Origin of the sequence: Aquimonas sp., from assembly GCF_044377145.1 — a bacterium.
In the GTDB taxonomy this organism is placed as follows: domain Bacteria; phylum Pseudomonadota; class Gammaproteobacteria; order Xanthomonadales; family Xanthomonadaceae; genus Aquimonas.
This window is the reverse complement of sequence record NZ_JBILJQ010000135.1, coordinates 1-6,558: the sequence shown is the minus strand read 5'-3', so window position 1 is coordinate 6,558 and position 6,558 is coordinate 1. Positions and strand designations below refer to the sequence as shown.

The window sequence follows — 6,558 nt, the reverse complement described above, 5'->3', positions numbered from 1 at the left end:
TGCGCGGCGTGTCGCTGGCGCTGACCTCAACCAGTGCGGCATCGGTGGCAGGCCGCTTCCCGCGCCCCGACGGTGTCAGCTGCGCTCGCAGGGCGGCGTTCGGGGCGAACACGCCGTGGAACCGGGTGAGATGCGCGCGGGGTGGCGGGACCAGCGCCGCGAGCTTGGCGATAAAGTCCACCGAATCCCATTCGACATGCGTGGTCCCATTTCGCCACGGGGTCTTCAGTTCGTAGCGCACCTTGCCCTGCGACGAGATCGACAGCCGCTTCTCACTGATCGCCGGGCGCGTGATGTACCGGCACAGCTTTTCCAGCTTGTGGCTTTCGTGTGCTTCGGCGGCCACGCCGGCATGCAGGGAGAATCCGCCGACCTTGCCGGCATCGCCCTCCAGCGAACCGTCGTCACCGGGCAGCGTTTGCAGAGTGACCACCTTGCGCCCGGCGCTCTTGCCGGTCGCGATACGGTAGGTGATGGAACTCATCCGCAACGCGTCCATGCCGTCGTCGCCGCCAGCGCTGTCGGTCAGGAAGACGGACTCCTCCTCGCCTTCGAGCCAGCCTTTGCGCGTCAGATGCCGGCACACGCGATGCGCGATCGTGTCAGCCAACTGCGTCAACTGCCCGGTAGTCGGGGCACGGGTGCGGTGCAGGCGTGGTTTGCGCGGCGGTGACTCGACAAGCTCCTCGTACACGCCGTCAAGCCACAGCATGTGGAAGTGGACATTGAGGTTGAGCGCGCTGCCAAAGCGCTGGATCAGCGTCACCGCGCCGCACTGCGCACGGGCGCGCTCGACGCCCGCTTGGTCAGCAAGCCAGCCCGCGATCACGCGATGCACGAGCGCCAGCACCGGGCCGATGGCCTCAGGTTTGCTGGCGAACAGGAAGCGCAAGGGGTAAGGAAAACTCAGCACCCATTGCCTTACTGGGCGCGGGCCAAACACCTCTTCTACCAAGTGCCGCGCCGACTCGGCCATGCGCCGCGCGCCGCAACTCGGGCAAAAGCCGCGCTTCTTGCAGGAGAAGGCCACCAGCCTCTCCGCACGGCAGTGCTCGCACACCACGCGCAAGAAGCCGTGGTCGAGTACGCCGCAGCGCAGGTATTCCTCGAACTCCTCGCGTACGTAGGCTGGCAGCGAGCGGTCTTCCGCCTCAAGACGTGCGAGGAAGTCCGGGTAGTGCGCCTGCACCAGCGCGTACAGCAGCGTGCGCTCAGGAACATGGGGTGCGTAGCTCGGCGCGGCCGCCTGCGCGGTCGCGGCGGCGCCAGCGGCGAGCGCGGCTGCGCGTCCCTCTGGCGCGGTGAAGCACAGCACGAAACGCTCCAGCGCATCGACGGCTGCACAGTGTTCCGCGCGGCCTCAGCGCCGCCCATCGGCGTTTCGCCCGCGCATGGCCAAGCCATCGGCGCGGCGCAGCGTAGGAAATCGCCTACCTGATGCGGTTGTCCGAGAGCGAGCCTGGGTGATGAACGCGCTGAATCCTCCCGAAGCGTATGCGTTGAGGCACTGGAGGAGACCCTCGGCGCACGCCGCGTCGAAGAGGGCCGGTTGTTGCTCGGACGCGAATGCGTGCAGGGCAGACAAGCTCAGCGCATTCGCGCGTCCGACGGACCCTGCCAGCCCGTCCAGGCCGCAGAGGTTTCCTCGGAGGGCCCTGCCGCCAACCAGCGCGCCGCGAACTCGTCGGGCGCAATCGGACGGCCGACCAGATAGCCCTGCAGCAGATCGCAGCCCATCCTTGGAAGCAACTCGCGCTGGTCTTCGTTCTCGACGCCCTCGGCCACCACGGTCAGATGCATCACCTTGGCCATCGAGATGATCAGCTCGACGATCTCGCGCTGGCGCGTCTCGGTGCACAGGCTGCGGGTGAACACCCGATCCAGCTTGAGGATGTCCGCGGGCACCTGGGTCAGATGTACCAGCGACGAGAATCCCGTGCCGAAGTCGTCGAGAGCGATCCGCACGCCGAGCGCGCGCAGCCGGACAAGATTCTCGCGGACGGTCGGCGACTCGCTTGCTGCCATCGACTCCAGAATTTCGAGCTCCAACCTGTCCGGCTGCAGCCGGTACTGGTCCAGCGCCGCCTGCACGCGCGCAAGCACCGGGGTGCGCTCGAACTGCAGCGGTGAGAAGTTGATGGACACCGGAAACGGCGGATAGCCCTGCTGATCCCAGGCATGCATCTGCGCGCAGGCCTGGTCGAGCACCCACTCACCCAGCCAGATGCTCAGGCCCATCTCGTCGAGCAGGTGCACGAAGACGCCCGGCGAAACCAGACCACGCTTCGGCGACTGCCATCGCAGCAGCGCCTCGGCGCCGGCCAGCCGACCGCTGCGGGCGTCGACCTTGGGCTGGTAGTGGAGCAGCAGCTCGCGGCGCTGGATCGCGTCGCGCAGATCCTGGGTCAGCTCGAAGCGATCACGGGTCAGCTCACTGATGTTGCTGGTGAAGAAGCAGTAGCCCCCGGGTGCACGGCGCTTCGACTCGTACATCGCGGCATCCGCCATCTTCAGCAGCTCTTCGTGGCTCGATGCGTTGTCGGGATACAGCGCGATGCCGATGCTGGCGGGCGAGACGAGGTGCTGCTCGCCGAGCTGGAAGGGCTCGGCCAAGGCCTCGTTGAGGGCGCGCGCGATGCGATCGACCGTGGCGTAGGCCGTATCGCGCGCAAGGTCCGGAATCAGCACCACGAACTCGTCGCCGCCCATGCGCGCCACCGTGTCGCCCTGGCGCATCCGCTGGCGCAACCGGGCGCCGTACTCGACCAGCAGGATGTCGCCCTGGGTGTGTCCCAGCGAATCGTTGACCTGCTTGAAGCCATCGAGATCGATGAACAGCAGGGCGACGCTGGTTTCCGTGCGATCGGCGTGGACGATGGCCTGCTCGGTGCGATCGCGCAGCAACAGGCGATTGGGCAGCTGGGTCAACGCGTCGAAGTGGGCCTGGTCGTAGAGCATCTGCTCACGGGCGATGTTCGCTGCCGCGATCGACAGGCGATCGGCCAGACTGCGCCCGGACTGGGCGATCTCGTCGAGGTTTTGCGGCGGCGTCGCGTATGCGAGCAGTAGCAGGCTGTCGAGGCGACTCTTCAGATGCGCGGGGAACACCAGCAGCTGGGCGACGGGCCGGCGGAACAACGCATCAAGCATCGCCTGCGGCAGCGTTCCGGGCGGCATCACCCGAACACCCTCGCTTTCCGGAAACTCCGGCAGATCCGAGACCCGCACGACGGTTTCCCCGCAGAGCGCCTCGCCCTTTCCTTCAGCAAGCTCGCTGAAGAGCTTGCCTTCGCCATCTGCGTTGAAGACCACCAGCCCCACGCCATCGCAGGGAACCGCCCGGTGGATGTCGCGGAGCAGGGTGGAGATCAGCGCCAGCCGCTCCGACGAACCCAGGATCACGCGATCGAGCTCGGACAGCAGGCCGAGCATGTGGAATCGCTGCGCCAGTCGCTCCGCCATCTGGTCGAAGGCCCGACCGAGCTGAGCGAACTCGTCCTTGCCCGAGATGTTGGCCCGCGCTTGCAGATCTCCCGCGGACAGACGGCGGGTACTGTCCTGCAGCCGCTCGAGGGGTTGCATCTGACGTCGGATCTGACCGATCGCAAGCCCGGCCGCCAACGCGCAGGCCAGCAGCACGGCGGCGACGAAGGCTTCGCGGTAGCGCGACAGATCCTGCAGCGCTTCGGCCTTGGGCGTCGCCACCATGACGATGAAGCCCGGGCTGTTCAGGGTTGGCAGACAGCGGGCGCGCCAGAAGCCCAGCAGATAGTCCACCTCCCCGATCCGCCACTCGCTGATGATCGTGTTCTGCCCGCGTTGGGTCTCAGGCAGGACGCCCCCATCGATCATCGACAGGTCGGGCGAGCAGTGCAGCAGTTCGCGCTCGGCGTTGAAAACACAGAATCGCTCGGGCGCGGAGTCGTTGTTCCAGAAGTCGTCTGCCGCCAGCCGGGCCACCCGTACGCCCTGCCCGTCGGGCAGCATGCTCAGCAGCTCGGGCGCCGATCCGGCGGGCATGCGGGACGGATCCCTGCCGTGCACCTTCTGGCCAGAACAGGCGCGCTGGCACCTCGCGCCCGCGTGCAGCGTCAAACCAGCTGAACAAGACCACCCGGTAGCTGGATGGTGTGGGCTCGCTGTACTCCGCGGCGCCACCGCCGAAGTTGGCGTGGGCAAAAAGCCAGACCGGAGACGCGGCGAGCAGTGCACACAGCAACGTGAGTGCGGGGCTGATCCACCGCTGCCGCAGTGTCGAGAGAGGGGAAGGACGTTGCATCGCGGAGGCATTCGGTCGACAAGGGCAGGGAGGGGCCGCGGCGCGGGCGCGTGCTGGGTGTTGCCATCGAGGTGTCGGCGCGCCAACGATGTGGTGCCGCCGCCTTCACGGCGAGTCGCTTCAGCGAAGCTTCTTGGGACGTCCGGTAGGCAACGGGCGCAGCGCAGCCAGCGCCGAGCGCAGCTGTGCGTCGTCCAACGCGGCCAGCTGCTGCAGGCCCGCCCGGAGCAGCTCGCTCTTCTTGGTGGGGCGCTTGAACTCCAACGCGCGTGCTTTCAGCGTGGCGATCAACGCGAATTCGTCGCGCGGCATGGTGAAGCTGTCGCGGACCAGCTTCACGCGGGGAGTCGCCATCGCGTCAGTCCCGAGTGGCTGCGCTTCGGCTTTTCCGGCCTTGCCGTTCGCTTTGGCCTTGCGCTGCTTCTTGCTGGCGTCGCTGCCTTCCGCCTTCACACGCGGCTTGGATTTCTTCGGCGCATCAAGCTTGTCGGGATTCTTCATGTGGGTGTCCGTGGCTAACGATGTAAACAGTTTACATTGTTTATTCACCACCGGAAGCCCCCGCGCGGGTTGTCACTTTTCGTCGCGGTGGGCGCTTGTTAAGGTGCAGCCGGCACTGGTGACGGCAGCACAGCCAAGATGCGGCCAGCGGACTTCGGCGAGCTTCGTGAACGCGGCTGGACGTGCTTGCCCCGGCTGGCGTGTCGGCCCGACAACGCGCCCCTGCTCGCCGTTGCGCGCGCCCTCGGAACGGTCTCGCTGCGAGCGCTGCCGCATCGGTCCGGGCTGGTGGAGTCCGAAGGTGTGCAGCGGGTCGCCGCGCTTGCCTCGCCGCCCGCCGACCAGTTTGGCAAGCCCCTGTTGTCCGGGCACCACGCGGCGTTTCCGCTGCACAGCGACGAGGCTTTCGCGATACGGCCTTGCCGCTACGTGCTGCTGCATTGCTGGAGCGCGGATCCCGAGGGCGGCGGACAGTCCCTTCTGGCGAGGCGGGAACGCATCGAGGCGCTGGCCGATGCGGCCATCCTCAACGGCCTGCTTTCCCTGCGGCTCGATTACCCGTGTGGGCCGTCGAGCACCTTGTCTGCGGGGCTGATGCGCTACAACCGCCTTGAAGTCGAAGGGCATGGGCAGCGGCGCCAAGGTCGGCTGGAGGCGCAAACGCAGGAATGGCTCGACCGCTTTGATGCCACCTTTGCCGTGGCCGCGGAGTCCGTGACGCTGGCGCCAGGAGACCTGCTGATCGTCGACAACCACCGCACGCTGCATGGACGCACCGCGTTCGCCGCGGGCTCGCCGCGACTACTCAAGCGCGTGCGGGTCGATGCCGCTGGGTGAGTCATGCGGATTGCCAACCATTTGACCCGTTGTTGCCGGCACCGCTGACCAGCTCCACCAACGAAACTGCCCACGGTCGGTAAGCCGTGCACAGGACCCCCACCACGATGACCAGCAACAATCGACCCCAAGTCGCCGTTCGACCGCCCATGGGGCGTAGTTGAACCTGACGCCATACTTGATTCGGTTGAATTTCTTGACCGACCGCGCCAATGGCAATCGGTACAGGCGCTGTCGAAGTTTGGCTGTCCGTTTTTTTAGCCGGTCCGTGCTCGAACCGATTTCCACGTCCTGAGCAAGAGCATCAGGAGTGGCGCGCACATCAGCCCCGCCAGCGCCAGTAGTCCGAGGTAGAACGGTTTCTCCGACGGCGGAAGCGTGCGTCCGTCGCCGACGACGCGCATCTGCAGATCGGCCGCGCCAGCGGCCGCGGCGGGATCGGGTGCGAAGACGATCCGCACCGAGGAGCCGACCGGCGCCTCGTCCGCTTGCGTGTAGAAGCCGAGTGTGGAGCGGTAGAGAACGCCTTCGTGGGTCCAAGCGCCGGTGGCCCGGAAGCACGGAAACTCTCGATTCGCGCGACGGTTGCTGTAGAAGCAGGTGTCGGCGTCGAGTGCGACGACGCGGGCCTCGGCGCGCACGCCCTCACGCAACAACGCTTCGCTCCGGTGCATCTGAGGCCAGACGAACCAGGCCAACGTCGCACCAGCCAATGCGAAGATCGCCGCGGCCGTCACCCGTCCAAATGTGTCGTGCCGGCCCATGACGCCTCAAAGGATAGAAAATCCAAAGCCACTTTTTTCGCACTGCGCGTGGCAGCCCTACGCGCCTACACTCCACGAGACAGTGACGCAGCACGTTATCTCTCATTCTAGGGCGGCTTTGTTCGGAGACTCCCATGCCAAAGCCGTTGCGGGTTCGCCCGCCAGAAACATCTTCCG

General features: G+C 66.5%; 5 protein-coding genes. 1 reads left to right on the top strand and 4 read right to left on the bottom strand.

The window, feature by feature from the left end; genetic code table 11:
• The 3 genes from ACIQ7H_RS21505 to ACIQ7H_RS21495 all read right to left on the bottom strand — a co-directional run.
• Nucleotides 1-1,315 (bottom strand): transposase (locus ACIQ7H_RS21505; protein ID WP_395795427.1); only part of this gene is annotated, 1,315 nt, incomplete at its 3' end.
• Between the two features lie 272 nt (nucleotides 1,316-1,587).
• Nucleotides 1,588-4,020 (bottom strand): putative bifunctional diguanylate cyclase/phosphodiesterase, encoded by a 2,433-nt coding sequence (locus ACIQ7H_RS21500; RefSeq protein WP_395795425.1) that lies wholly within the window; start codon nucleotides 4,018-4,020, stop codon nucleotides 1,588-1,590.
• A gap of 379 nt (nucleotides 4,021-4,399) precedes the next feature.
• The gene (locus ACIQ7H_RS21495) at nucleotides 4,400-4,831 is read right to left on the bottom strand and encodes a hypothetical protein (RefSeq protein ID WP_395795423.1); all 432 of its coding nucleotides are present in this window, start codon (nucleotides 4,829-4,831) and stop codon (nucleotides 4,400-4,402) included.
• 252 nt (nucleotides 4,832-5,083) lie between these two features.
• On the opposite strand from ACIQ7H_RS21495, the gene ACIQ7H_RS21490 reads away from it, so the two are divergent.
• Entirely contained in the window at nucleotides 5,084-5,617 is a 534-nt protein-coding gene (locus ACIQ7H_RS21490) for a TauD/TfdA family dioxygenase (protein ID WP_395795421.1), read from the top strand.
• Between the two features lie 257 nt (nucleotides 5,618-5,874).
• Here ACIQ7H_RS21490 and ACIQ7H_RS21485 read toward each other — a convergent pair whose 3' ends face one another.
• Complete coding sequence (locus ACIQ7H_RS21485; RefSeq protein WP_395795419.1) at nucleotides 5,875-6,381, bottom strand: hypothetical protein; 507 nt, start codon at nucleotides 6,379-6,381, stop codon at nucleotides 5,875-5,877.
• Between the last annotated feature and the right edge of the window lie 177 nt (nucleotides 6,382-6,558).